We start from the raw sequence: 24,361 nt of genomic DNA on the forward strand, positions 1-24,361 counted from the left end.
TCACTTACTGTATTTGTCGCCACATGATGCGACGGCTGCCGCCGCCGGATTTTTCCACCAGGGTGCTGATGCCGCCACTGGAGTCGTTCACAACCTTGCGGGTCGCGCCGTTGACGATGGCGTTCAGGGTCGGGATGCCACCGGTAAAAATCACTCCGCTGGACACCGTGTCCGTGCTGTCGACCGTCCCGTCGTTATTGGTGTCGAGCACCGCATAATTGAGCATCTTACCGCTGAACGCATCCAGTTCGACCAGTTTGCCGGTACCAAAGCTGGCACACGGGTCAGTGGTGTCCACACTCGCCGTGGTAAAGACGATCCGTCCCAGCACCAGGCTGGCCTGATTGATCACCCGCTCCCCCGTCAACACGCTGTTGTACACCAGCGGCAAGTACCAGCCCTTCTCCCCCGGATAGGTCACGTCGTTCTGGCTGGTGGTGATGAACTGTCCGGTGCTGCCCGAGAACACACCGGTCACCGCTTGTGCCTGCAAACTGGACACGGTGATCTGACCCGCGCCGCCCTCCGCATCCCACACGGCGTAGAACGCCTGCAAATCCTTGTTGGTCTTGTCGGCAGTCTCGTTGAATTTGCCGGTGCCGAAAAACACTTCCTTGCCGCCCAATGAATTGTCCGCCAGCAACGGCTGCACAGTAATGGGCTGAGTGGCGCCGCCCGCCGTGGTAAACAGCGGCTTGCCGGAGAATGCCACGCCCCAGGAGTCGGGGGCGGTAGCGCTCAAATCGAACTTCCATAACCGCCCTTTCAGGTCGCCACCATAGGCGGCCTGCACCACATTCTGCGAGTTGACCCTGAGCTTCACCGACGACAGGCCATTGTTGGTGTCGGCGCTGTCGACCACGATTTTCTTGATCAACGAGCCGTCACGAACGTCCACCACGTACAACGCCGCCCCCCCGGAGTTACTGCCATAGCCGTTGGAAATGAACGCGGCCCAGCGACCGTCGGCCAAGCGTGCCACTTCCGGCCGTGCATAGGCATAACCCAGATCATTGAAAGCGTTCGCAGTACTGGCCGTGGCCGGCGCACTGATTTCCCACAGCGCCTTGAACACGTTGCCCGCTGACGCATCGAACAGCTGCAACGCATAAAAAGTCCTGCCGCCAGCCCCGGTTCCGCCAATGGCCAGGGTTTTCCAGACGCTGCTGAACTGGGCATCGAACACCCCGACCTGACCGTCGACCAGAAACTTGTGGCTCACACCGTTGATGTACATCGGGTCGGCGATGTAGCGCAGTGATGGCAACACGCTGGACGGCATGTAGGCATAACGCCGGGTGCCATTGGCCGAGTTGATGACATTCACAAACCCGTCGTTGGCATTCACCACCAGGCTGGGACTCATGGTGGCGGCTTTGGTGGTCAGGTAGGTGCTGTAAGTGGTGTCCCCCACCAGATCAGAGGCGGTCTTGTCCGTGGGTGACGCCAGTACGAGGGGTGAATTGATGATGTCGCCGAGCAGCACGCTACGCACCTTGAGCCCGGTTTTGTTGGTGCCCTTGCTCCACTCCACCAGATCGCTGCCGGTAATGCCGGTGGGCAGGCTTTGGCTGAGGGAGGTCTGTTGTGCCGGGGAAAAACTGGCATACGCCAAGGTGACTGCGGCGTTGGTCAGGGTGTTCCAGGACTGGTAAGTCGGCGCTGTGGCACCTGGGACGATCGTGGTGTCGGTGGTCCAGAGTGTCGCAGAAGTATTCACGATACCCGCCGAGGTGAAGCCAAAGGACTTGATCGTGCCGCGCCAGTCCTTGGGGTCATAAATGGTCTGAAAGTAACTCGAATTGCTGGCCAGGGTGGTGCCGCTGGTGACGCCGCTGCCACCGGAACCGGCCTTGGAGGTGATGTCGCTCAGCGCCGAGGACAGCGCACTGCTGAGTCCTGCGCTGTCGGTCGCCTGATAGTACTTGCCCTGTCCGTAGTTGGCGGCGTCCGACAGCATTTGGTTCGCGGCGGTGAAGCCCACGGTATAGGTGTTGATGTTCTGCTTGGGAAAATCCCCAGCGTTCCAGCTTTTGCCTGCCAGATCGGTTCCCGTGGAACGCATGTCGATGTCGAAGCCAAACTTGGCGATGTCGTCCAGATACAGCGTGTCGCCTTCTCCATCACCATTGAGGTTGTCGCCATCGTTATTCACGCCATCCCAGTTTGGAAGGCGAGTGCCCGCCAGTGGGTCGGTGCCCGGGAAAGTCCGGTCAAAGGTCGGCAAGCCATCGGTGATCACCACGCCATAGTTTTTCTGGCAGCGATACTGGATCGGGCTGCTGTAAGTCGCCGGTGTCGAGTTGTAGACCGGCGCCAGGCCTCGAAAATAACGGTTTATTTCATAGTAGGTTTCCGCCAGCGGTGTATTGGCCACGGCACTCAAGCCGTTGATGGCAGAGATCAGGTTGTTGTAGTTGGTATCCGCCTGGGATTGGGTGACGCTGCCGCTCACCGCAGAGAGATCGCTGATCGATCGGGCGATGAAGCCACCACCACCGGAGTTGCTGGTTGTAGGCGGATTGAACGTCGCAAGACCGATACGCAGCGAGCGATTGCTGGAGACCAGGCTTGTGGAGACATCCTGGGCCACGCTGATCCGGTATTCATTGGGAATCGCGCTGGCGCCCGTGGTGAAATCCTTGCTCGAACCGTTGGCCAACCCCAGCAGATAAGCCAGGTAGTCGGCGGTGTAGCGCGTATTTTCATTGCCCACCGGATCCGGCAGCTTCAGGCAGATGGGTGTCAAACCGAGAAAGCCGCGATAAAAACCGTACCAGTTGCCGTTGGTCGAGCAACCGCCGCGATTGAGGCTCGACAGCAAAATATTGGTATCACTCATGTTCAGGTTCTGACCGCTTAAACAGGAGGTGTTGGAACTGCAAATCGCGATCTGCCCATAGTTGGCCGCCGGATTGAACCCCGACGCCCAAATGATGTTGTTCATGCTCCCCGAGTCGTCGATCAGCAGCATGACGTTCGGAGGGACGGCTGCGCCGCTCAACAGCGGTGAATCCGACGGCGTGAAGGCATACGCCGGTGCGGACAGGTAAAGCCCCAGTACCACGCCGTAAAGCAGCTGCCACACGCCACGGCGCCCTTCAGTACTTCGCATAAATACTCTCCACGACGCTGCGCGAGTTGCCCGCGATGCCGACAGCGGTCACCCGGTAAAGCGTCGCCGAGGTGTTGCTCGGCACATTCACGGCGTTGACCGTAGTGCCGATATTCTGCACCCCGTAAAAGCCCTTGCCCGAGGCGATCCAGGTCACGCCGGGGGTCGAACCGGGGCCGGCGGCAGTGACCGTCAACGCGTCCGACGGTGGCGCGCACTGGCTGCAGACCGGCAATGAATAGCTGTCCAGTTGCACCGCGCTTTCTCCCACGCGTAATGCAGCTTCGGCGCCCTGGAACGACTGGTTGCGCAAGCTCACGCTGCCGGCCATTTTTTCCTGCAGCGTGGCGTTCTGCATCGATGAAAGACCGATCAAGGTCAGCAACAGCAGAAACACCAGGCTGACCAGCAGCGCCATACCCCGCTGGGCATGAAACGTCATGGAGGCCTCCCTCATGGCAACCTGTTGCGCAAGGCGGCAACCACGGTGAAGGTTTGATTTTTAACCCGACTGTTCGGGTCGTAGAGAGTCATCGTCAGGCGCACACTGCGAATTCGCGCGGGGTCGGATGGGTTGGCGCTGTAGCTGGAAGCGGCTACATCGGTGGCCGAATTGGCGAGACCGAAAAGCACGCTGAAGGCACTGACGTTATCGACCAGTACGAACTGGGCCGGCGTGCCGGGACCGGAGCCCATCATGATTTTGTTATTGCTGAAGCTGTAGATCAGCCGCCGTATGGGAAACGCCAACTGCCCCGATGTCAGCGCCGGTGGATTCGTATACGCCGTCGCCGTATTTCGACAGTCGGAAACCACTGTCCAGGCTGGCGCCCCGCCACCCGCTCCCACATCGGCGGCCACCAGGGTCAATTTCTGGTTGGCATTATCCCAGCTGATCGGCGTTATCTGACTGGCAGCGAAGCTCCCCCCTGTACTTGAATCGGTGATCGTCCCCAGGCAGCCAAACATGCCGACCATGCGGATTTCCTGAATCATCTTGCTGAGCACAAAACGCGCATCTTCCTGCATGGCGGCGGCGGCGTTCTGGCTGATGTAGGTGTTCTTGGCGGCGATGAAGATCTGAGCCACGCCCAGCACCACAATCAAACTCAACGCGAGGGCAATCAACAACTCGATCAGCCCGAAACCTCTGCTGGACCGCCTCAAGGGGTTGCCACCGGGTCGACCGTGGCGCGACTGGTCAAGACAAAGCTGCGGCGCGAGTTGGCGATATTGGCGGCGCGCGAGTCATCCCAGGTGATGGTGATGGTGTACACGCGCTGATTCAGCGTAACGGTGCCAGTGGCCGTCGCACCGCCGAAATTGACGATATTGGTGGTGAAGTCGTAGAGGTCCTGATCGCGGGCGACGTTCAGGTTGCCCGACGTCGGAGGCGTCACAGTGTAGTCGGCGCCGGAATTGGCGCGGATACGGTCCATCATGTCGTAGGCGATAAAACTCGCCTGGCTGGTCATCCGCGAGCTGTCGGTGTATTTCAGCGCATTGAGCTGAATCGCCGCCGCGCCCAGCAGCCCCACGGTCAGAATCACCAACGCGACCAGCACTTCGATCAGCGTCATGCCCTCCTGTGCATGTTTGCCCCGTTCCCTCATCCGCAACTTCCACCCAATAGAATTCGTCCGTTCAAACACACATTCAGCGTCCTGGTTTGCGCCCCCAATACATAGCTGATCACCACGGGTGTGGCTGGCGCTGACAAACCACCCAGATTGTTGAAATCGATAGCGGTCACTCCTGAGGGTAGCGTCAGACTCGCGCCGCTGCTCAGTGCTGGAACAACCCGCAATACATTGGCCGGCGTGTTCGTACTGTCATATACCGCCAAGTCACCGGTCCAGGCGCCACCAACAGCGACCGGACGAACCCGAATGGAGACGCCCCGGTCGATGGCCTCAAGTCGTGCGAAATTGAGTCCGCGTTGCAGGTCGCCGATTTCGGTGTCTGCCTTGGTGCCTTGCACCGACCGGGTGAACGCCGGTACGGCCAGGGTGATCAGGATCAAAAAGACCGCGAGCGAGACCAGCAGCTCGATCAGCGTGAAACCTTTTGTACGATGATCCATCGATGCCCTCCGTTGCCGTCGGCTATACCTGCTTCTACACGCTAGAACATTCGACCGCCCGGCGTGCGGTTGATTTGCCATTACTCGCGCACGGAATGCGCGGGACGCAGCACTCCACGGAGGGAGATGACATGCATCAGCGAGGTTTCAGCCTGATCGAACTGCTCATGGGACTGACAATTGCCGGGATTGTTCTGCTGTTGGTCAGTCCGGCGTTCGCGGCCCTTACAGAATCGAATCATCGCGAGGCGGCGGCAAAGTCTCTTGCCAGTGGTATTCGCAGCGCCAGAAGCGAAGCTCTCGCGCGAAATCAGACCATCGTCATTCATGGCATCAACGACGACTGGGGTCAGGGCTGGCGCATCATTCTGGATATCAGCGGCAAAGGGCCGGAGGACAGCAGCAATCCGCTGCTGATTGAGCGCGTGAGTGGCGCTCGGGTGCCGATTGTTGGCAATTGGCCGGTCAGACGATACATCCGTTTCAGCCGTATCGGCGAGCCACAGATTCCTGGCCGGGCGTTTCAAGCGGGGACGCTGCACGTTTGCACAGTCCGCGAACCGGTTAGCCAGCTTCAGGTGGTGCTGGCCGCGACCGGTCGCGTCAGCCTGCGCAGCGATAAGGCTGAGCAGGCGCTATGTCCGGAGGAAAAAAAGTTAAAGCAGGGAGCGCACACGCAACTCTTTAGGCATGGAGAATGTGATGTTCTCCTCGCGACCCGCCAATTCATCGGCCCCGGTAGCACCCCAGGCCTGCAACTGCTGGATCACGCCACGCACCAACACTTCCGGTGCGGAGGCGCCAGCGGTGATGCCGATACGCTCGACACCGTCGAACCAGCTTTTTTGCAGGTCTTCGGCGCCATCGATCAGATAAGCCGGGGTGGCCATGCGCTCGGCGAGTTCACGCAAGCGGTTGGAGTTGGAGCTGTTCGGGCTGCCCACCACCAAGACCACATCGCATTCGTCGGCCAGTTGTTTGACGGCGTCCTGACGGTTTTGCGTGGCGTAGCAGATATCGTCCTTGCGCGGACCACCGATCGCCGGGAAGCGTGCACGCAGAGCGTCGATCACGCGGCTGGTGTCGTCCATGGACAGCGTGGTCTGGGTCACGAACGCGAGTTTGTCGGGATTGACCACCTGCAGCGCGGCGACGTCTTTCTCGTCTTCAACCAGATAGATGGCACCACCGTTGCTGCCATCGTACTGGCCCATGGTGCCTTCGACTTCCGGGTGACCGGCGTGGCCGATGAGAATGCATTCACGGCCGTCACGGCTGTAACGCGCGACTTCGATGTGCACCTTGGTCACCAGCGGGCAGGTCGCGTCGAACACTTTCAGGCCACGGCCAGCGGCTTCGGTCCGCACAGCCTGGGAAACCCCGTGGGCACTGAAGATCACGATGACATCGTCCGGCACCTGATCCAGTTCTTCGACGAAGATCGCCCCGCGAGCACGCAGGTCCTCGACGACGAATTTGTTGTGGACCACTTCGTGGCGCACATAGATAGGCGGCCCGAAGACTTCCAGGGCGCGGTTGACGATTTCGATCGCCCGGTCCACGCCGGCGCAGAAGCCACGGGGGTTGGCGAGTTTGATTTGCATGCTGTGCCTCGTGTCTTGCGCGCAAGAAATTAGAACATTACATCCCTGTAGCAGCGAAGCTTGCTCGCGAAAGCGGTGTGTCAGTCGACATTGATGGTGAATGTGATGACGCCTTCGCGAGCAAGCTCTGCCCCTACATTGGACCGCATTCGGTCAGTTACAGCGATTTGACGCTGATGATCTCTACGTCAAAGGTCAATGTCTTGCCGGCCAGCGGGTGGTTGAAGTCGATGGTCACTTGCTCGTCATCGAATTCCTTCACCACGCCAGGCAGCTCAGTATTGGCCGCATCGTTGAAGATCACCAGCAAACCCGGCGACAGTTCCATGTCCTTGAACTGCGAACGCGGGATGATCTGCACGTTTTGCGGGTTAGGCTGGCCAAACGCGTTTTCCGGCTGAATCGTCAGCGTGCGCTTGTCGCCTGCCTTGAAGCCGAACAGCGCTGCTTCGAAACCTGGCAACAGGTTGCCATCGCCGACCTGGAAGGTCGCCGGGGCTTTGTCGAAGGTGCTGTCGACGGTGTCGCCGTTCTCCAGGCGCAGTGCAAAGTGCAAAGTGACTTCCGTGTTCTGGCGGATGCGTTGCTCAGCCAATACCTGTTCAGTCATGAACGGCTTCTCCGGTCTTTTTACTTTTGAACATGTCCAGCGCGAGCATAACGGCGCCGACGCTGATGGCGCTGTCGGCAAAGTTGAACGCCGGGAAATACCAGCGGTTCTGCCAATGCACCAGAATGAAGTCGATCACATGGCCCAGGGCGATGCGGTCATACAGATTGCCCAGCGCCCCGCCCAGCACCAGCGCCAAAGCGACGGCCAGCCAGGTTTCGTTGCGCCCCAGACGCTTGAGCCACACCACCAGCACCGCACTGACCACCACGGCGATCAGGGCAAACAACCAGCGCTGCCAGCCGGAGCTGTCGGCCAGGAAGCTGAATGCCGCGCCGGTGTTGTAGGCCAGGGTCCAGCTGAAATAATCGGGAATCACCACGATTTGCTGGTACATCTTCAACGAGCCTTCGAAGTAGAACTTGCTGGCCTGGTCGATGACCAGGACCAGCAAGCTCAACCAGAGCCAGCTCAGCCGTCCGAAACGGCCAGCAGCGTTAGGCATAATGACGAACCTCGCCCGCACCGCTGATGTTGTCGACGCAACGACCGCAGATTTCCGGATGCTCCGGGTTCACGCCGACGTCTTCACGGCAGTGCCAGCAACGGGCGCACTTGGCGAAGGCCGACTTGACGATTTTCAGCTTCAGGCCGCTGACTTCGGTGACTACCGCGTCCGCAGGTGCCTGAACAAAAGGCGCCACGCTGGCGGTCGAGGTGATCAGCACGAAGCGCAGTTCGTTGCTCAGCTTGGCCAGGTCGGCGCTCAGCGCTTCTTCGGCGAACAGCGTCACCTCGGCTTGCAGGTTGCCACCGACGGCCTTGGCCGCGCGCTGGATTTCCATTTCCTTGTTGACCGCGACCTTCACCGCCATGATCCGCTCCCAGTAGGCGCGGCCCAGTTCGACGTTGTCCGGCAGTTCGGTCAGGCCTTCGTACCAGGTGTTGAGCATCACCGATTCGTTGCGCTCGCCCGGCAGGTATTCCCACAGCTCGTCGGCGGTGAAGGCGAGGATCGGCGCGATCCAGCGCACCAGCGCTTCGGAGATGTGGTACAGCGCGGTTTGCGCCGAGCGGCGCGCCTTGCTGTTGGCGCCAGTGGTGTACTGACGGTCCTTGATGATGTCGAGGTAGAAACCGCCCAGCTCCTGCACGCAGAAGTTGTGGATCTTGGAGTAGACGTTCCAGAAGCGGTATTCGCCGTAGTGCTCTTGCAACTCGCGTTGCAGCAGCAGGGTGCGGTCCACGGCCCAACGGTCCAGGGCGAGCATTTCCTCGGCCGGCAGGATGTCGGTGGCCGGATTGAACCCGGTCAGGTTGGAGAGCAGGAAGCGCGCGGTGTTACGGATACGCCGGTAGGCGTCCGCACTGCGTTGCAGAATCTGCTCGGACACCGCCATTTCACCCGAGTAATCGGTGGAAGCCACCCACAGCCGCATGATGTCGGCGCCCAGGGTGTCGTTGACCTTTTGCGGCGCGATCACGTTGCCCAGCGACTTGGACATCTTGCGACCGGACTCATCGACGGTGAAACCGTGGGTCAGCAGCTCGCGGTACGGCGCATGGTTGTCGATGGCGCAACCAGTCAGCAAGGACGAGTGGAACCAGCCACGGTGCTGGTCCGAACCTTCCAGGTACAAGTCGGCACGCGGGCCGGTCTCGTGGCCCATCGGGTGCGAACCGCGCAGGACGTGCCAGTGCGTGGTGCCCGAATCGAACCAGACGTCCAAGGTGTCGCTGATCTTGTCGTACAGCGGCGCCTCGTCACCCAGCAGTTCGGCAGCGTCCATCTTGAACCACGCTTCGATGCCTTCGACTTCAACACGCTTGGCGACTTCTTCCATCAGCTCGGCAGTGCGCGGGTGCAGCTCGCCGCTTTCCTTGTTCAGGAAGAACGGGATCGGTACGCCCCAGTTGCGCTGACGGGAGATGCACCAGTCTGGACGGTTGGCGATCATCGAGTGCAGACGTGCCTGGCCCCAGGCCGGGACGAACTGAGTCTCTTCGATGGCTTTCAGTGCGCGCTTGCGCAGGGTGTCGCCGCTGACAGGCTCTTTATCCATGCCGATGAACCACTGCGCGGTGGCGCGGTAGATCAGCGGGGTCTTGTGACGCCAGCAGTGCATGTAGCTGTGTTCGATGATGGTGGTGTGCAGCAGCGCACCGACTTCGGTCAGTTTGTCGACGATGGCCGGGTTGGCTTTCCAGATGAACTGGCCGCCGAAGAACTCCAGCGATGTCACGTAGACGCCGTTGCTCTGTACCGGGTTGAGGATGTCGTCGTTGACCATGCCGTACTTCTTGCAGGTCACGAAGTCGTCCACGCCATAGGCCGGGGCGGAGTGAACCACGCCGGTGCCAGCGCCCAGCTCAACGTAATCGGCCAGGTAAACCGGCGACAGGCGATCGTAGAACGGGTGACGGAAGTTGATCAGTTCCAGTTCTTTACCGGTGGTGGTCGCGATGACCGAGCCTTCCAGGCTGTAGCGGGCCAGGCACGACTCGACCAGCTCTTCCGCCAGCACCAGCAGTTTGTCGCCAACGTCAACCAGGGCGTAGTTGAATTCCGGGTGAACGTTCAGCGCCTGGTTGGCCGGGATGGTCCACGGGGTGGTGGTCCAGATCACGATCGAGGCAGGTTTGGCCAGGGACGCCAGACCGAAAGCGGCAGCCAGCTTGGCTTCGTCGGCAATCGGGAAGGCCACGTCGATGGTCGAGGACTTTTTGTTTTCGTACTCGACTTCCGCTTCAGCCAGGGCTGAACCGCAGTCAAAGCACCAGTTCACGGGCTTCAGGCCCTTGAACACGAAACCGCCCTTGACGATTTCGGCGAGCGCGCGGATTTCACCGGCCTCGTTCTTGAAGTCCATGGTCTTGTACGGGTTGGCGAAGTCGCCCAACACGCCCAGACGGATGAATTCGGATTTTTGCCCTTCGATCTGCTCGGTGGCGTAGGCGCGGCACAGTTCGCGGGTCTTGTCCGCGCCCAGGTTTTTGCCGTGGGTCACTTCGACTTTGTGTTCGATCGGCAGACCGTGGCAATCCCAGCCCGGAACATAAGGCGCGTCGAAACCCGACAGGGTTTTCGAGCGGATGATCATGTCCTTGAGAATCTTGTTCAGCGCATGACCGATGTGAATCGTGCCGTTGGCGTAAGGAGGACCATCATGAAGTACGAACTTCGGACGATCCTTGCCAATCTCGCGCAACTTACCGTACAGGCCAATGCTGTCCCAGCGCTGCAGAATCTGCGGTTCGCGCTGAGGCAGGCCGGCCTTCATTGGGAAGGCGGTGTCCGGAAGGTTTAGCGTGGCTTTATAGTCGGTCATTTAAGGCTCTTCATTAGCGATTGGCGCTAGGTGCGACAGGGCACGGGCGGCGGCAACATCCGCATTGATCGCCGTCTTAAGCGCCTCCAGAGAGGCAAAACGCTGCTCTTCACGCAGCTTGTGGTGGAAAACCACCGTCAAACGCCGGTCATACAGATCGCCGGCAAAATCTAAAAGGTGCACTTCGAGGTGGGCTTTGCCATCACCTTGTACCGTGGGCCGCACGCCAATGTTGGCGACGCCGGGCCAGGTCTTGCCGTCGATGTCGACGTTGACCAGGTACACCCCGGTCAAGGGCACGCGACGACGCTTGAGTTGAATGTTGGCGGTGGGCGTACCCAGTTGGCGCGCCAGCTTCTGGCCATGCAGGACCCGCCCGGTGATCTGGAACGGACGCCCGAGCAGCCGCTCGGCCAAGGCAAAATCGGCAGCGGCCAGGGCATTGCGGACCTGCGTGCTGCTGACGCGAATGCCGTCCAGCTCGACGGTTTGCGCCGCTTCAACGGTAAAGCCCTGAACGATGCCAGCCTGCTGCAGGAAATCGAAATCCCCTACCCGGTCACAGCCGAACCGGAAGTCGTCACCGACCTCCAGGTGCTGGACGCCGAGACCGTCGACCAGTATGGCATCGACGAATTCGCTGGCACTGAGCTTGCTCAGCCGGTGGTTGAAGGCCAGGCACAGGACCCGGTCGACACCTTCGTCGGCCAGCAGCTGCAGTTTGTCCCGCAGCCGGGCCAGACGGGCCGGGGCCGTGTCCGGGGCGAAGAACTCTCGCGGCTGTGGTTCGAAAATCACCACGCAGCTGGGCACGCCCAACTCGATAGCGCGCTCACGCAGCCTCGCCAGGATAGCCTGGTGGCCACGGTGAACACCGTCAAAGTTGCCAATAGTGGCGACACAGCCCCGATGCTGGGGGCGCAGGTTGTGGAGGCCTCGAACCAGCTGCATAACGCGCTTCTTGCTCATAAAGTGGTCGATTATAACCACACCCGGCGGCCGACGACAGGCAACACCGTAACCCAAAGTAATCGAGCCGACAAAACTGCCGGTTCGCCCATGTTTATCGAGGCCCAAGCCTCAGCTCAGCGCCTTGCGATTGAAGTCGCGCAAACGAAAGCCCATCAACAGCAGCATGCCGAAATAACTGATCACCCCGGCAGCGACCAACGCGCCCAGGCGCAGGAACCGCTCCAGCATTTGCCCCTGATCCCAGGCCGGCATGAAGTGCATCCCGGCCAGCAGCACAGCAGACATCACCAACACCGCAATCACAAGCTTCAGACCGAATTTGGCCCAACCCGGTTGCGGTTGATACATCTGCTGCTTGCGCAGCTGATAGAACAATAGCCCGGCGTTGATGCAGGCACCGATGCTGATGGCCAGGGCCAGACCGGCGTGAGCCAGCGGGCCGATGAGCACGAGGTTGAACAGCTGAGTAACGATCAGGGTGAAAATCGCTATTTTTACCGGAGTGCGGATGTTTTGTTGCGCATAAAAGCCCGGCGCCAGCACTTTGATCACGATAATTCCGAGTAAACCGACTGAATAAGCGATCAACGCCCGCTGTGTCATGGAGGCATCAAACGCGCTGAATTGGCCGTACTGGAACAGCGAAACGGTCAGCGGCTCGGCCAGAATCCCCAGTGCCAGAGAACATGGCAACACCAGCACGAAGCACAGACGCAGGCCCCAATCGAGGATTCGCGAATATTCGTGGCGATCTTTGCTGGCGTAGGTCTTGGCCAGGGTCGGCAGCAGAATGGTGCCCAACGCTACGCCCAGTACGCCGGACGGCAACTCCATCAAACGGTCGGCGTAATACATCCACGACACGGAGCCGGCGACCAGGAACGAGGCGAAGATGGTGTTGATGATCAGGGAAATCTGGCTCACTGACACGCCGAGAATCGCCGGTAACATCTGCTTCATCACCCGCCAGACACCGCTGTCACGCAGATTCAGGCGTGGCAGCACGAGCATGCCGATCTTTTTCAGGTGCGGCAGCTGATAAAGCAACTGCGCCAGGCCACCCACCAGTACCGCCCAACCCAAGGCCATGACGGGAGGGTCGAAGTATGGCGTGAGGAATACCGAAAAGACGATCATGCTGACGTTGAGCAACGTCGGCACGAAAGCCGGCACCGAGAATCGGTTGTACGTATTGAGGACCGCACCGGCCAATGAAGACAGGGAGATCAGCAATATATAAGGAAAAGTCACGCGCAACAGATCGGTAGTCAGCTCAAATTTTTCCGGGGTATCGGTAAAACCCGGCGCGGTGGCCCAGATGACCCACGGCGCGGCGAGGATGCCCAGCGCGGTAACCAGGGCCAGTACCAGCGTCAGCAAGCCAGACACGTAAGCGATGAACGTTCGCGTCGCCTCCTCGCCCTTCTGGCTCTTGTATTCAGCAAGAATCGGCACGAATGCCTGGGAAAAGGCACCCTCGGCGAAGATTCTTCGCAGCAGATTGGGCAGTTTGAAGGCGATAAAGAAGGCGTCCGTCGCCATCCCGGCGCCAAATGTGCGTGCGATGAGGGTGTCACGAACGAACCCCAGAATCCGGGAAAGCATCGTGATAGAGCTGACGGCGGCCAACGATTTGAGCAGATTCATTGAAAGAGTTTGTGCCTGTCGATAAACAGCAGGCGAACAAAGCGCCTACTTATGCGATACTCCGCGCCGCAGCAGCACAGAGCCAAAGCTCGCGAGTTTACAGGTCAAGCGCCGGAAATAAATATCCCGCCTCTTTATACCTACCACTTAGCGGAACGTCTCAACCGCCCTTGACAAGACATCAACTCATCGGCATGATTCGCGGCCTATTTTGTTTGCTATTTCCTAAAAAGTCTTTCGAGGAGCTCGACGGTGGCCAACACACCTTCCGCCAAAAAACGTGCAAAACAGGCTGAGAAGCGTCGCAGCCACAACGCCAGCCTGCGTTCCATGGTTCGTACCTACATCAAGAATGTAGTTAAGGCCATCGACGCAAAAGACGCTGAAAAAGCTCAAGCAGCTTACGTTCTGGCTGTGCCAGTTATCGACCGTATGGCCGATAAAGGCATCATCCACAAGAACAAGGCAGCTCGTCATAAGAGCCGCCTGAACGGTCACGTCAAGGCTCTGAACCTTGCTGTAGCCGCATAAGCGATAAGCTTGTTGAAAAACCGACCTCAGGGTCGGTTTTTTATTGCCTGCGATTTGGTAAACGCCGCGCAAAAAAAATGTGGGAGTGGGTCTGCTCGCGATAGCGGTGCAACACTCAACATTGATGCCGACTGTTACACCGCTATCGCGAGCAGGCTCACTCCCACATTTCGATTTGCGCCAGCTTATTGGGCGTGCGTCCACGGCAGGATCGGGATCGCCGTCACCGCATTCTGCGGGCTGCCTTCGATCAAGCGATCGCTGTAGACCAGATACACCAGCGTATTGCGCTTCTTGTCGAGGAAGCGAACCACCTGCATGGTCTTGAACACCAGTGACGTGCGCTCCTTGAACACCTCATCGCCATCCTTCAGCTCACCCTTGAAGCTGATCGGACCTACCTGACGGCACGCGATAGACGCTTCAGCGCGATCTTCCGCCAAACCCAGCCCACCTTTCACACCGCCGGTCTTGGCCCGCGAGAGGTAGCAAGTCACACCCTCAACCTTCGGATCATCAAACGCCTCGACGACGATACGGTCGTTCGGGCCGACGAACTTGAACACCGTCGATACTTGGCCAATCTCCTCAGCCGAAGCCAGCAGCGGCATTGCCAACAGCAGACCCAACAATCCTTTTGCCACACGCATTCAAATATTCCTTCAGACCAGAATCAGGTTATCGCGGTGAACCAGTTCCGGCTCCGCCATGTAACCCAACAGACCGACAATCGCCTCAGACGACTGACCGATGATTTTTTGTGCTTCCAGCGCGCTGTAGTTGGCCAGGCCACGGGCAATTTCACGACCGTCCGGCGCCACGCACACCACCATTTCACCGCGCCGGAAACTGCCTTGAACCAGTTTGACGCCAACCGGCAGCAAACTTTTGTTGCCCTGGGACAGCGCGGTCACTGCACCCGCATCCAGCACCAGGGTGCCACGGGTCTGCAGATGACCGGCCAGCCATTGCTTGCGCGCCGCCAGCATGCCGCGCTCAGGTGACAACAAGGTGCCGATGCGCTCGCCCGCCTTCAGGCGATCCAGCACACGTTCAATGCGCCCACCGACGATGATGGTGTGCGCACCGGAACGCGCCGCCAGACGTGCGGCACGTAATTTGGTCTGCATGCCGCCCCGACCCAACGCACCACCGGTACCGCCAGCGACGGCATCCAGCGCCGGATCATCCGCACGCGCCTCGTAAATCAGGTTGGCGTCGGGGTTGTTGCGCGGATCGGCGTCGAACATGCCGTCGCGATCGGTGAGGATCACCAGCAAGTCCGCCTCAACCAGGTTGGCCACCAGCGCCGCCAGGGTGTCGTTGTCGCCGAAGCGGATCTCGTCGGTGACCACGGTGTCGTTTTCGTTGATCACCGGGATCACTTTCAGCTCGACCAACGCACGCAGGGTGCTGCGGGCGTTCAGGTAACGCTTGCGGTCAGACAAGTCATCGTGCGTCAGGAGAATCTGCGCGGTATGCCGGCCATGCTCGGCAAAGCTCGACTCCCAGGCTTGCACCAGGCCCATCTGACCGATGGCGGCAGCGGCCTGCAGCTCGTGCATTGCACTGGGTCGCACGGTCCAGCCCAGGCGACTCATCCCCGCCGCCACCGCCCCGGAGGACACCAGCACCAGTTCGACGCCCGCCTCATGCAAAGCCACCATCTGCTCGACCCAGACACTCATTGCCGCGCGATCCAGGCCCTTGCCGTCAGCCGTCAGCAAAGCGCTGCCGATCTTCACGACCCAACGCTGCGCACCTGTCACCTTGCTCCGCATCATCTTCAACCTTAGCTTGAGGGCAGCACGACCCAGCGCCGCCCGTAACGTTATTCGTGACTACCGATTTCCAGATACTAAAACGCCGCTCGATTGAGCGGCGCTTAAGTTTACTGCAACGAATCAGTCACGCACGTAAATGATTTCCGGACCGTCTTCGTCATCCACATCTTCTTCGTCCCAGTCATCGTCGCCGATGTCATGGACCGACTTCACGCCGCTGCGACGCAGGGCACGCTGGTCATCCAGCGCTTGCAACTGGGCACGGGCTTCGTCTTCGATGCGCTGATCGAGCTCGGCCAGCTCTTCCTTGTAAACCGGGTCGTTAGCCAGACGGTCAGCACGATCTTCCATGTAACGCATGATGTCGTGGCACAGACGCTCGGTGCCCAGCTTGGAGATGGCGGAGATCACATAGACCGGACCGGTCCATTCCAGGCGATCAACGATTTCCTTGACGCGAGCGTCATGCTCTTCTTCAAGGATCTGGTCGCACTTGTTCAGCACCAACCAGCGATCACGCTCAGCCAGGGACGGACTGAACTTGGTCAGTTCGCTGACGATCACTTCAGCAGCATCCGGAGCGCTGGCGTCATCCAGCGGCGCCATGTCCACGAGGTGCAACAGCAAACGGGTACGCGACAAGTGCTTGAGGAAGCGAATCCCCAGGCCAGCGCCATCGGAAGCACCTTCGATCAGGCCCGGAATGTCCGCGACCACGAAGCTCTTCCAGCGATCGACGCTGACCACACCCAGGTTCGGCACCAGCGTGGTGAACGGGTAGTCGGCGACTTTCGGCTTGGCGGCCGATACGGAGCGAATGAAGGTACTTTTACCGGCGTTCGGCAAACCCAACAGACCGACGTCAGCCAATACTTTCATTTCCAGCTTGAGATCACGCGCCTCGCCCGGTTTACCCGGAGTGGTCTGGCGCGGAGCACGGTTGGTACTGGATTTGAAACGGGTGTTACCCAGACCGTGCCAGCCGCCATGAGCCACCAGCAGTTTCTGGCCAGCCTTGGTCAGGTCGCCGATCACTTCCTGAGTGGCGGAGTCGATGACGGTGGTGCCAACCGGAACACGCAGCACCAGCTCTTCACCTTTCTTGCCGGTGCAGTCGGTGCTGCCGCCGTTGGAACCGCGCTCGGCATCGAAGTGCCGGGTGTAACGGTAGTCCACCAGGGTGTTGAGGTTTTCGTCGGCGATCATGTAGACCGAGCCGCCATCACCACCGTCACCGCCGTTCGGGCCGCCGTTTTCAATGAATTTCTCGCGACGGAAGCTCATGCAACCGTTGCCGCCGTCACCGGCTTTTACTCGAATCGATACTTCGTCAACAAACTTCATAACAAAACGCCTCTCGTCATACGGACGAGCCGAAAAAATCTAGACATAAGACTCTTGCAAAAATGAGCGCAGCGACCTCAATCAACGACCGCAAATCCAGCGCTGGAGCCCATCACAAACAGCTTTGCAAGAGACTCACCCCACAAACGAAAAAGCCCCGTCGCGAGACAGGGCTTTTCCAGCAACTACGCAATTATGCCGCGACGACTTCAGTCTTCGGGACAATGCTCACGTAACGGCGGTTGAAAGCGCCTTTTACTTCGAACTTGATCACGCCGTCGATTTTAGCGAACAGAGTGTGATCTTTACCCATGCCAACACCGTAACCGGCGTGGAATTGGGTGCCGCGCTGACGCACGATGATGTTGCCCGGAATGATAACCTGGCCGCCATACATCTTCACGCCAAGGCGTTTGGCTTCTGAGTCGCGACCGTTACGGGTACTACCACCAGCTTTTTTGTGTGCCATGAGTCAATTCTCCTAGTGAGGAATTAGGCTGAAATTAAGCCTGAATACCGGTGATTTTGATCTCGGTGTACCACTGGCGGTGGCCCATACGCTTCATGTGGTGCTTACGACGACGGAACTTGATGATGCGGACTTTATCGTGACGACCTTGGGAGATCACTTCAGCCACAACGGTAGCGCCAGCAACAACTGGAGCGCCGATGTTCACGTCATCGCCATTGGCGACCAACAGAACGCGATCAAAAGTAACGGATTCGCCGGTAGCGATTTCCAGTTTTTCGATCTTCAGGTATTCACCTGGGGCGACCTTGTATTGCTTGCCACCAGTAACAATTACTGCGTACGACATGGTATTTCTCCGATAATCCTGCTCACCCAGCTCTTTATAAGAAGAGGTATTGGCTGGCATGGCTGCATTGGGCTGGAAGGCCTGTTTGCAATTGCGTAAGGCAGGTGCTGCCCAGGAAGTTCAGGGTGCGCGATTGTACGCAAGCTGCCGGGGCGATGCAAGAGGCCGTCCATCGTGCCTTGACACCCGCCGACGTGGGTCCTAGCATGCCGCGCAACCCTTCTGGAGCAACTGTCGCTGATGCAACCCCAAGCTTTCTACCGCGCGGTGGCGGACGATTTTAGCGCCGTCGACGGCATCATCAAGAAGCAGCTGACTTCCCGAGTGCCGCTGGTATCGAAAATCGGCGATTACATTACCTCGGCTGGCGGTAAACGCCTGCGTCCCCTATTAGTGTTGCTGTGTGGCAAGGCTCTGGGTCGCGAAGGCGATGACCTGCGCCTGCTGGCCGCGACCATCGAGTTCCTGCACACCGCCACCCTGCTGCACGACGACGTGGTCGACATGTCCGGCATGCGCCGTGGCCGCTCGACCGCCAACGCCATGTGGGGCAACGCGCCAAGCGTGCTGGTGGGCGACTTCCTGTATTCGCGCTCCTTCGAAATGATGGTCGAACTGGGCTCCATGCCGGTGATGAAGATCCTTTCGCAAGCCACGCGCATCATCGCCGAAGGCGAAGTGTTGCAGCTGTCCAAAGTGCGTGATGCCAGCACCACCGAAGAAACCTACATGGAAGTCATCCGCGGCAAAACCGCGATGCTCTTCGAAGCTTCGACCCACAGTGCGGCAGCCCTGGCTGGTGCCACACCGGAACAGAGCGAAGCGCTACGCACCTTCGGCGATCATCTGGGCGTGGCCTTCCAACTCGTCGACGACCTGCTGGACTACCGTGGCGACGCGGAAACCCTGGGCAAGAACGTCGGTGACGACCTGGCCGAAGGCAAGCCGACCCTGCCGCTGATCTACACCATGCGCGAAGGCACGCCGGAGCAGGCTGCACTGGTGCGCAAGGCGATCCAGAAAGGCGGTATCGAAGACCTGGAAAGCATCCGCGAAGCCGTGGAAGCATCCGGTTCGCTGGATTACACCGCGCAACTGGCCCGCGATTACGTAGCCCGTGCAATCAAATGCCTCGACGCGCTGCCCGCCAGCGAATACCGCGATGCATTGGTTGAGCTCAGTGAGTTTGCGGTCGCCCGTACGCACTAACTGCACCGTAATACCCTGTGGGAGCGAGCCTGCTCGCGAAAGCAATCTGTCAGTCGAATGCTGACTGGCACACCGCTTTCGCGAGCAGGCTCGCTCCCACAGTTTTTGGCGTCGCCCCCTCCCAGCTAAAACCCTATATAATGTGCGCTTTTTAGCGATCCTGAATCCAAGGAGCTTTAGTGAGCACGTTGCCACCCTGCCCAAAATGCAATTCCGAGTACACCTACGAAGACGGCGCTCAGCTGATCTGCCCCGAGTGCGCCCACGAGTGGTCCGCCAGCGGCGAAGCCGAAGCGGCGTCCGATGACACCGTGAAAAAAGATTCGGTCGGCAACGTCCTGCAGGACGGCGACACCATCACCGTGATCAAGGACCTGAAGGTCAAAGGCACGTCGCTGGTGGTCAAGGTCGGCACCAAGGTCAAGAACATCCGCCTGTGCGATGGCGATCACGATATCGACTGCAAGATCGACGGCATCGGCCCGATGAAGCTCAAGTCCGAGTTCGTCAGAAAAGTCTGATTCTGTTGTCTTCCATCCCGCGCCCTGCGTGGGATGGTGCTTCACCCGCCCCGCCTCCCCCCACATATCCTCGCAATAGCCAAACGCCAGCCGTTTTGACCTTACGCAATCTTTACCCGGAAAAAATCACAAACCGCCAATAGGTCCTTGCTATTTGATGAATAAGAATTATTCTCATTGAAACCCATCAATGGAGATGAGACCCATGACTTATTTGATCGATGCCTGGCTGGACCGCCCACACCCCTACCTCAGGATCCTGCATCGGGAAACCGGGGAAGTCTGTGCAGTGCTTGAAGAAGAAGCCTTGAACGAGCTGCAGGATCAGGGTGATCTGGACGTCAATGGCTTGAGTTCCTGCGAGCCGGTGGTGCTCAAGGAACTGGTGCGCAATCTGTTTCTGTTCTGCTACGCCCGGGCGTTGCGCCCGACGAGCGATCTGAACCACAAGATCGAAGTATGAGTAGCACTAAACCCCGTAGGAGCGAGGCTTGCCCGCGAACCTGACAACTCGGTTCTGACTTGAACCGAGGTGATGCATTCGCGAGCAAGCTTCACTCCTACAGAATCAAGAGCTTACAGAACGTCGAGCAGTTCGACGTCGAATACCAGAACGCTGTGCGGCGGAATGCTGCCAACGCCTTGAGCGCCGTAAGCCAGTTCGCTCGGCACGTACAGGCGCCATTTGCTACCGGCATTCATCAGTTGCAGGGCTTCGGTCCAGCCAGCGATCACGCCGCCAACCGGGAATTCTGCAGGCTGGCCACGATCGTAGGAGCTGTCGAACACAGTGCCGTCGATCAGGGTGCCGTGGTAGTGAGTGCGCACTTGATCTTCACGGGTTGGCTTGGCGCCTTCACCTTGAGTCAGCACTTCGAATTGCAGGCCCGAGGCCAAGGTGGTGATGCCGTCACGCTTGGCGTTTTCAGCCAGGAAAGCCAGGCCTTCGCCAGCGGCCGCTTCGGCTTTTGCAGCTGCTTCGGCCTGCATGATTTCGCGGATCACCTTGAAGCTGGCGGACATTTCTTCCTGACCTACACGGCTAGGCTTACCGGCGAACGCGTCGGTCAGGCCAGCCAGGATCGCGTCCAGGTTAACGCCCGGTGGCGGGTTGTCGCGCAGTTGGTCGCCCAGCTGACGGCCAATGCCGTAGCTGACGCGGGTTTCGTCGGTGGACAGATTTACTTCGGACATGACACTGCTCCGCTGTGCGGACGGCCCGGGAACTTGCCGTGCGTGCACAGCGCGTCCCGGAGCGCCCGGAACCAAAAGGGCCAGCAGACTAGCACAGATGCCGTTGCGCTGATCAGGGGGTCATTGCTACCAGCGAGAACTGAAGGCGATCGGCACCTTCAGGCCCTCTTCTGCACTGGCACCGAGTCCGCACATTTCATCATGGACCGACGTGTGCACAAGGTTGAAAGGCAAGGTGGGGAAGCGGTGCAGCACTTGACGCGCATGCTCCACCGAACGCAGGTGGAGCATATGGTCGTGGGCATCACTTAACGGATACGCCGCCCCATGCATGCGCGCCTCCAGCAGGTAGATCCCGCCTTCCATAGAAATCAGGTTCAGCTCATCGACTTTCCCTGCGATGGCATATGCACGTAATTCAACAAGGTTCATGAATGCACCTCATACGGTGTCAAGCCAATATCAATACATGCATAGGCTTCGGCACCTCAAAGTACAAGCCACAAACGACACCGCCCGTCTGTTTGCACCTGACTGTAGGAGCGAGGCTTGCCCGCGAAGACTGTGTGACTGGCAACAACTGTATCGACTGACACGGCCCCTTCGCGGGCAAGCCTCGCTCCTACAGGGCTTTGTGAGCGTCAGTGCTTGGTCAGCTTATCCAGATAACCCATGGCAAACGCCGACACGACGAACGTCATGTGAATAATCACGTACCACTTCAAATGCTCGGGATCGACGTTCTTGGCGTCCATGAAGATCCGCAGCAGGTGGATCGACGAAATCGCCACGATGGAGGCCGCCACTTTCATCTTCAGCGAAGACGAATCCATGGTGCCCAGCCAGTTGAGCTTTTCCTTGCTGTCGTCGATGTCCAGCTGGGAAACGAAGTTCTCGTAACCGGAGATCATCACCATCACCAGCAAGCCACCCACCAGTGCCATGTCGATCAGCGACAGCAGCACCAGGATCAGGTCCGACTCGGCCATCGAGAATACGTTGGGAATGACGTGGAAAACTTCCTGGAAGAATTTCAGCGCCAGCGCCAGTAGCCCAAGGGACAGACCGAAGTAGATCGGTGCCAGCAGCCAGCGGGAGGCATACATTGCATTTTCGATAAAGCGTTCCATTGAATCTCACACGTGATGTTGAAAATGGCCGCAAGTATACCAGCCCCCTGTCTATACCCTGAAGCAGCCAGAAACCTTCGGCAAATCCGCGACCTGCGCGTGTGCCACAAAGTTTTTCTGCTAGTGTCCAGACTATTGACAGCTCAGCGACATCGGACAGGAAGACTGGAAATGGATGTGCGATTGCCAATAACGAGTGCCGGCATTTGCCTGGCTCTGCTGCTGGGCGGCTGCTCACCCAGCGATGAGAAGCGCCAGACTAGCCTCGAGGAAAAGACCGCGCAGTTCGAGAAGTCTCTGGATGCGATTGAGGATCCAAAGCTCAGGGATGCCGTTGCCGAACTCGGCGGTTCACTGCTGTTGCTCGAGCGTGCGCAACTCAAGCTCGACAGCAAACCCGTGGAAACCGAATACGGCGAAGACGCTCTCGCCGTGCTCAAGCACTACCCCACGCCTCAGGCTTTGGTCGACACCTACATCAACGGCCTGTTCGTGCTGCACAAGGATTCCAGTTCCGACTACCTGACCGACCTGCAACCGGTGTTCCCTTTCAACTTCAACATTCCGGCAGCGTTTCTCTTTCCCCATGGCCTGGAATGGCAATCGGTGACCTTGAGCAACAAGCGCGTCATCGCGTTCCAGCCGGAATGGTCGGAAACCGATCCCGGCATTCAACTGAGCCCCTCCAGTTCCAACCTGACCAACCCGGATGATCTGACGGTGACCTATCCGTTCATCGACGGTCTGGACATGGACAACAAGAACCAGCCTCAACCGGTGAGCCTGCAAGGCAAGGTCGAGGTCATCGCCCCGCGCCGGCTCTACACCTTCGACCTGACAAAAAAAGACGTTGGCCAGACCCGCACCAACGACAACCTCAGCGTCACCTTGCTGAAACTGGGCAACAACTACGCCGAAATCGAATTCAACAACAGCGCACCACTGGCTCCTGAAGTCAGCGAAACACCGTTGAATCCGCTGATCGTCCAGGCCAGGGACATCACCGGGCAATTCCTCTCGCGATCGGGTTCGATCAACGAAACCGCTGCGCAAATTGCCTTCTATCAAAAACAACTGGCGAAAATTCAGCAGCAGAAAGCCTGGAGCGAGACTTTCGAAAAGCAGATCGACGAAGAACAGCGCACCTTCGAGGCGCAGCAGAAGAATCATTACACCAAAGTGTATTTCAACGGTCCGGTCGAAACCGTTGAAGTGAGCGTTCTGGATTTCTCGGCCGCCACGCTGACCCACAAGGACCTGAACCTGTCGGTGCGCCGCTTCGACTCACACACCACGGCAAAAACCATCCAGCCACTGACCCTACCGGTGGTGGTGTATGACGATCAGGCCCCGACCTGGCTCAAGGGCGCGACATTGAATGAGGAACAGCTGAAGAAGGGCATCATCGTCAGTCAGTCGGTGGATGACCCCAGCGCCGCACGCATTGAGTTCGACCACCCCAGAAGCTTCAATGACGAGATGCTCGGTACATCGTTCAGCGCTGGCGATAGCCCGGTCACGTTCTTTACGGAGGATGGCAGTGGCAAGCGCGATGGGCCGATCGAGCTGCCGCTTGAGGCTTACGAGGTCGATCCGCTACGTGGCGCCATCACCTATGACTTGAACCTGTTTCCGGAAACACCGGCCTATGCAGTGGGCTCCATGCCGCTGTTTCTGGCGACGGTGGCCAAACAAACGCTCGACGCCCATACGTTGCCCAAAGGCCTGGAACTCAAAGGCAATGCCTTGGTGGTTGATTTGAAGCTGTTTCCTGCCCAGGAGTGGCGTTTTTTCGCCAAGGACGACTCTGGAAACTATCTGAAAGAAATCCTTTCGGTCACTCACGACGCGAGCGCAGAAGGCCCGGCGCTATTTGCCGTGCATTACTTCTATGGCCAGCCAACACGTCTGGAAACCTATCAGCGAACCGACCTCACCACGGTGCAATATGGTTTCGAGGTCAAACTGGCCAAGGCGGATTTGAGCCACCTTGATCAATAACCGGTTTCAGTGGCCCCGCCGAACTCAGCCATTGAGGTTGCGGCAACGGCCCCCGTTGATTTCCCGCAGCTGGGCTTGCAGGTGCAGGCACCAGATTTGTGGGTCATCGGCCAGTTCGTAGCCATGCAGCGTCAGGCTTTCAACAATCGTGTCGAGGATGGACTCCGCCACGAAAGGCCCATGAAACGGTCCCTGCGCCTTGATGGCGGAAGGTTGTTCGCCGGCCATTCCGGCGGCGAAGAGCAAGGTCCACATGCCCGTATCCCCCGCCAACGGACGGATGGCACACTCGATACGGGTCACAAGGCCCAGGCATTGACGGGTGAGGCAGAGGTTGCGCGACATGGCGGCGACCCTCGGTAGATCCGGTGTTCAGCCCCCACGGGAAGGCTGTCTCGATCCAGTGATTACTGTCGATATCCTTGAGCTGAGAATAGAAGAAAAGTCTGACTAGCACGTCAAGTCAGAC

The 24,361-nt window shown here is 58.9% G+C and carries 25 protein-coding genes and 1 pseudogene; 6 read left to right on the top strand and 20 right to left on the bottom strand.

The features are described 5' to 3' along the window. Positions 1–4: 4 nt before the first annotated feature. From RHP74_RS26720 to RHP74_RS26740, 5 genes are read right to left on the bottom strand one after another with little or no spacing between them, the layout of a single operon-like run. A complete protein-coding gene (locus tag RHP74_RS26720; protein WP_311096690.1) occupies positions 5–3,115 on the bottom strand; it encodes a PilC/PilY family type IV pilus protein in 3,111 nt (1,036 codons plus the stop codon). Next, positions 3,102–3,572: a PilX N-terminal domain-containing pilus assembly protein gene (locus RHP74_RS26725; RefSeq protein ID WP_042932549.1), complete on the bottom strand. Its 471-nt coding sequence runs from the start codon at positions 3,570–3,572 to the stop codon at positions 3,102–3,104. The genes RHP74_RS26720 and RHP74_RS26725 overlap by 14 nt, the downstream gene beginning before the upstream one ends. After that, on the bottom strand, positions 3,569–4,282 hold the full coding sequence (locus RHP74_RS26730) for a PilW family protein (RefSeq protein ID WP_077749391.1): 714 nt from the start codon (positions 4,280–4,282) through the stop codon (positions 3,569–3,571). Before RHP74_RS26730 ends, RHP74_RS26725 begins: the two co-directional genes overlap by 4 nt. Beyond that, positions 4,279–4,728 (bottom strand): type IV pilus modification protein PilV, encoded by a 450-nt coding sequence (pilV, locus tag RHP74_RS26735; protein ID WP_042932547.1) that lies wholly within the window; start codon positions 4,726–4,728, stop codon positions 4,279–4,281. Before pilV ends, RHP74_RS26730 begins: the two co-directional genes overlap by 4 nt. Next, positions 4,725–5,198, bottom strand: a complete 474-nt coding sequence (locus RHP74_RS26740) for a GspH/FimT family pseudopilin (protein ID WP_010467543.1) — start codon at positions 5,196–5,198, stop codon at positions 4,725–4,727. The genes pilV and RHP74_RS26740 overlap by 4 nt, the downstream gene beginning before the upstream one ends. A gap of 131 nt (positions 5,199–5,329) precedes the next feature. Between RHP74_RS26740 and RHP74_RS26745 the strand changes: the two are divergent. Continuing rightward, positions 5,330–5,857, top strand: a pseudogene (locus RHP74_RS26745) (GspH/FimT family pseudopilin); the annotation flags it as partial. On the opposite strand, the gene ispH reads toward RHP74_RS26745, so the two are convergent. The 6 genes from ispH to murJ all read right to left on the bottom strand — a co-directional run bounded on the left by ispH (position 5,855) and on the right by murJ (position 13,360). Further along, positions 5,855–6,802, bottom strand: a complete 948-nt coding sequence (gene ispH / locus RHP74_RS26750) for a 4-hydroxy-3-methylbut-2-enyl diphosphate reductase (RefSeq protein ID WP_010467539.1) — start codon at positions 6,800–6,802, stop codon at positions 5,855–5,857. The pseudogene RHP74_RS26745 and the gene ispH overlap by 3 nt on opposite strands. A 157-nt stretch (positions 6,803–6,959) precedes the next feature. Continuing rightward, positions 6,960–7,397 (bottom strand): FKBP-type peptidyl-prolyl cis-trans isomerase, encoded by a 438-nt coding sequence (gene fkpB / locus RHP74_RS26755; protein WP_010467538.1) that lies wholly within the window; start codon positions 7,395–7,397, stop codon positions 6,960–6,962. A 7-nt stretch (positions 7,398–7,404) separates the two neighbouring features. Further along, complete coding sequence (lspA, locus tag RHP74_RS26760) at positions 7,405–7,917, bottom strand: signal peptidase II (RefSeq protein WP_010467537.1); 513 nt, start codon at positions 7,915–7,917, stop codon at positions 7,405–7,407. Then, on the bottom strand, positions 7,910–10,741 hold the full coding sequence (gene ileS, locus RHP74_RS26765; RefSeq protein ID WP_010467536.1) for an isoleucine--tRNA ligase: 2,832 nt from the start codon (positions 10,739–10,741) through the stop codon (positions 7,910–7,912). Before ileS ends, lspA begins: the two co-directional genes overlap by 8 nt. Then, positions 10,742–11,692 carry a bifunctional riboflavin kinase/FAD synthetase gene (ribF, locus tag RHP74_RS26770; protein WP_010467535.1) on the bottom strand — a complete coding sequence of 317 codons (951 nt, stop codon included), beginning with the start codon at positions 11,690–11,692 and terminating at the stop codon, positions 10,742–10,744. Between the two features lie 129 nt (positions 11,693–11,821). After that, entirely contained in the window at positions 11,822–13,360 is a 1,539-nt protein-coding gene (murJ, locus tag RHP74_RS26775; RefSeq protein WP_311096691.1) for a murein biosynthesis integral membrane protein MurJ, read from the bottom strand. Between the two features lie 252 nt (positions 13,361–13,612). Between murJ and rpsT the strand changes: the two genes are divergently transcribed. Then, the gene (rpsT, locus tag RHP74_RS26780) at positions 13,613–13,891 is read left to right on the top strand and encodes a 30S ribosomal protein S20 (protein WP_008154937.1); all 279 of its coding nucleotides are present in this window, start codon (positions 13,613–13,615) and stop codon (positions 13,889–13,891) included. Between the two features lie 185 nt (positions 13,892–14,076). On the opposite strand, the gene RHP74_RS26785 is transcribed toward rpsT, so the two are convergent. From RHP74_RS26785 to rplU, 5 genes are all read right to left on the bottom strand, one after another. Beyond that, positions 14,077–14,541: a CreA family protein gene (locus RHP74_RS26785; RefSeq protein WP_010467533.1), complete on the bottom strand. Its 465-nt coding sequence runs from the start codon at positions 14,539–14,541 to the stop codon at positions 14,077–14,079. 12 nt (positions 14,542–14,553) lie between these two features. Then, positions 14,554–15,672 (bottom strand): glutamate 5-kinase, encoded by a 1,119-nt coding sequence (proB, locus tag RHP74_RS26790; RefSeq protein WP_010467532.1) that lies wholly within the window; start codon positions 15,670–15,672, stop codon positions 14,554–14,556. 123 nt (positions 15,673–15,795) lie between these two features. After that, positions 15,796–17,019: an Obg family GTPase CgtA gene (gene cgtA, locus RHP74_RS26795; RefSeq protein ID WP_010467530.1), complete on the bottom strand. Its 1,224-nt coding sequence runs from the start codon at positions 17,017–17,019 to the stop codon at positions 15,796–15,798. A gap of 193 nt (positions 17,020–17,212) precedes the next feature. After that, entirely contained in the window at positions 17,213–17,488 is a 276-nt protein-coding gene (gene rpmA / locus RHP74_RS26800) for a 50S ribosomal protein L27 (protein ID WP_003215862.1), read from the bottom strand. Between the two features lie 34 nt (positions 17,489–17,522). Beyond that, the gene (rplU, locus tag RHP74_RS26805; RefSeq protein ID WP_003176051.1) at positions 17,523–17,837 is read right to left on the bottom strand and encodes a 50S ribosomal protein L21; all 315 of its coding nucleotides are present in this window, start codon (positions 17,835–17,837) and stop codon (positions 17,523–17,525) included. 240 nt (positions 17,838–18,077) lie between these two features. Between rplU and RHP74_RS26810 the strand changes: the two genes are divergently transcribed. From RHP74_RS26810 to RHP74_RS26820, 3 genes are all read left to right on the top strand, one after another. Continuing rightward, complete coding sequence (locus RHP74_RS26810; protein WP_010467528.1) at positions 18,078–19,046, top strand: polyprenyl synthetase family protein; 969 nt, start codon at positions 18,078–18,080, stop codon at positions 19,044–19,046. 179 nt (positions 19,047–19,225) lie between these two features. Beyond that, positions 19,226–19,567: a zinc ribbon domain-containing protein YjdM gene (locus RHP74_RS26815; RefSeq protein ID WP_010467527.1), complete on the top strand. Its 342-nt coding sequence runs from the start codon at positions 19,226–19,228 to the stop codon at positions 19,565–19,567. Positions 19,568–19,772: 205 nt separating this feature from the next. After that, the gene (locus RHP74_RS26820; RefSeq protein ID WP_010467526.1) at positions 19,773–20,030 is read left to right on the top strand and encodes a hypothetical protein; all 258 of its coding nucleotides are present in this window, start codon (positions 19,773–19,775) and stop codon (positions 20,028–20,030) included. A 113-nt stretch (positions 20,031–20,143) separates the two neighbouring features. Here RHP74_RS26820 and RHP74_RS26825 read toward each other — a convergent pair whose 3' ends face one another. The 3 genes from RHP74_RS26825 to RHP74_RS26835 form a co-directional block, all read right to left on the bottom strand. Next, positions 20,144–20,761 carry an FKBP-type peptidyl-prolyl cis-trans isomerase gene (locus RHP74_RS26825; protein WP_010467525.1) on the bottom strand — a complete coding sequence of 206 codons (618 nt, stop codon included), beginning with the start codon at positions 20,759–20,761 and terminating at the stop codon, positions 20,144–20,146. 126 nt (positions 20,762–20,887) lie between these two features. Next, entirely contained in the window at positions 20,888–21,193 is a 306-nt protein-coding gene (locus tag RHP74_RS26830; RefSeq protein WP_145308778.1) for a DUF6482 family protein, read from the bottom strand. A gap of 209 nt (positions 21,194–21,402) precedes the next feature. Then, positions 21,403–21,891, bottom strand: a complete 489-nt coding sequence (locus RHP74_RS26835) for a TIGR00645 family protein (RefSeq protein ID WP_007943976.1) — start codon at positions 21,889–21,891, stop codon at positions 21,403–21,405. Positions 21,892–22,062: 171 nt separating this feature from the next. Here RHP74_RS26835 and RHP74_RS26840 point away from each other — a divergent pair, with 171 nt between their 5' ends. Then, positions 22,063–23,892, top strand: coding sequence for a hypothetical protein (locus tag RHP74_RS26840; protein ID WP_311096692.1), 1,830 nt, complete (start codon positions 22,063–22,065; stop codon positions 23,890–23,892). Positions 23,893–23,916: 24 nt separating this feature from the next. Here RHP74_RS26840 and RHP74_RS26845 read toward each other — a convergent pair whose 3' ends face one another. Further along, complete coding sequence (locus RHP74_RS26845) at positions 23,917–24,237, bottom strand: hypothetical protein (RefSeq protein ID WP_010467520.1); 321 nt, start codon at positions 24,235–24,237, stop codon at positions 23,917–23,919. Positions 24,238–24,361 lie beyond the last annotated feature (124 nt).

It is taken from the genome of Pseudomonas sp. SG20052 (assembly GCF_031766055.1).
Lineage (GTDB): Bacteria > Pseudomonadota > Gammaproteobacteria > Pseudomonadales > Pseudomonadaceae > Aquipseudomonas > Aquipseudomonas mandelii.

Coding starts and splice junctions, on each gene's coding strand:
- RHP74_RS26845 (WP_010467520.1), bottom strand. CDS start 24,237: ATGTCGCGCAACCTCTGCCTCACCCGTCAATGCCTGGGCCTTGTGACC.
- RHP74_RS26825 (WP_010467525.1), bottom strand. CDS start 20,761: ATGTCCGAAGTAAATCTGTCCACCGACGAAACCCGCGTCAGCTACGGC.
- rplU (WP_003176051.1), bottom strand. CDS start 17,837: ATGTCGTACGCAGTAATTGTTACTGGTGGCAAGCAATACAAGGTCGCC.
- RHP74_RS26835 (WP_007943976.1), bottom strand. CDS start 21,891: ATGGAACGCTTTATCGAAAATGCAATGTATGCCTCCCGCTGGCTGCTG.
- ileS (WP_010467536.1), bottom strand. CDS start 10,741: ATGACCGACTATAAAGCCACGCTAAACCTTCCGGACACCGCCTTCCCA.
- ribF (WP_010467535.1), bottom strand. CDS start 11,692: ATGCAGCTGGTTCGAGGCCTCCACAACCTGCGCCCCCAGCATCGGGGC.
- RHP74_RS26810 (WP_010467528.1), top strand. CDS start 18,078: ATGCAACCCCAAGCTTTCTACCGCGCGGTGGCGGACGATTTTAGCGCC.
- murJ (WP_311096691.1), bottom strand. CDS start 13,360: ATGAATCTGCTCAAATCGTTGGCCGCCGTCAGCTCTATCACGATGCTT.
- rpmA (WP_003215862.1), bottom strand. CDS start 17,488: ATGGCACACAAAAAAGCTGGTGGTAGTACCCGTAACGGTCGCGACTCA.
- lspA (WP_010467537.1), bottom strand. CDS start 7,917: ATGCCTAACGCTGCTGGCCGTTTCGGACGGCTGAGCTGGCTCTGGTTG.
- pilV (WP_042932547.1), bottom strand. CDS start 4,728: ATGAGGGAACGGGGCAAACATGCACAGGAGGGCATGACGCTGATCGAA.
- ispH (WP_010467539.1), bottom strand. CDS start 6,802: ATGCAAATCAAACTCGCCAACCCCCGTGGCTTCTGCGCCGGCGTGGAC.
- RHP74_RS26720 (WP_311096690.1), bottom strand. CDS start 3,115: ATGCGAAGTACTGAAGGGCGCCGTGGCGTGTGGCAGCTGCTTTACGGC.
- RHP74_RS26785 (WP_010467533.1), bottom strand. CDS start 14,541: ATGCGTGTGGCAAAAGGATTGTTGGGTCTGCTGTTGGCAATGCCGCTG.
- RHP74_RS26830 (WP_145308778.1), bottom strand. CDS start 21,193: ATGAACCTTGTTGAATTACGTGCATATGCCATCGCAGGGAAAGTCGAT.
- RHP74_RS26820 (WP_010467526.1), top strand. CDS start 19,773: ATGACTTATTTGATCGATGCCTGGCTGGACCGCCCACACCCCTACCTC.
- cgtA (WP_010467530.1), bottom strand. CDS start 17,019: ATGAAGTTTGTTGACGAAGTATCGATTCGAGTAAAAGCCGGTGACGGC.
- RHP74_RS26740 (WP_010467543.1), bottom strand. CDS start 5,198: ATGGATCATCGTACAAAAGGTTTCACGCTGATCGAGCTGCTGGTCTCG.
- proB (WP_010467532.1), bottom strand. CDS start 15,672: ATGCGGAGCAAGGTGACAGGTGCGCAGCGTTGGGTCGTGAAGATCGGC.
- RHP74_RS26840 (WP_311096692.1), top strand. CDS start 22,063: ATGGATGTGCGATTGCCAATAACGAGTGCCGGCATTTGCCTGGCTCTG.
- RHP74_RS26725 (WP_042932549.1), bottom strand. CDS start 3,572: ATGAGGGAGGCCTCCATGACGTTTCATGCCCAGCGGGGTATGGCGCTG.